The sequence below is a fragment of the Frankia sp. Mgl5 genome, assembly GCF_023242985.1.
Taxonomy (GTDB): Bacteria; Actinomycetota; Actinomycetes; order Frankiales; family Frankiaceae; genus Parafrankia; species Parafrankia soli.
The window spans coordinates 1-261 of the sequence record NZ_JALKFY010000181.1; the positions used below are offsets into that span (position 1 = coordinate 1).

Below are 261 nucleotides of genomic sequence, written 5' to 3' on the forward strand. Positions count from 1 at the left end.
TTGCCACAGAGGCGGCTTTGCGCAGGTCTTCGATGCGACCATTGGTGCAGGAACCGATAAAGACGCGATCGATTTTGATTTCGCTCATCGGGGTCCCTGGTGTCAAGCCCATATAATCGAGAGCGTCCGTTGCCGCTTTGCGATCATTGGCAGAGGCGAACGAATCCGGATGTGGTACGGCAGAGGTGATATCAGTCCCCATCCCTGGACTCGTACCCCAGGTTACTTGCGGAGCGATTTCGCTTGCTTCAATCTCAACGG

The 261-nt window shown here is 55.2% G+C and carries 1 protein-coding gene; it reads right to left on the reverse strand.

Annotation, left to right across the window (positions count from 1 at the left end):
• The coding region (locus MXD62_RS08900) for an aconitase family protein (RefSeq protein WP_368862347.1) at positions 1-261 on the reverse strand (261 nt) is incomplete at both ends.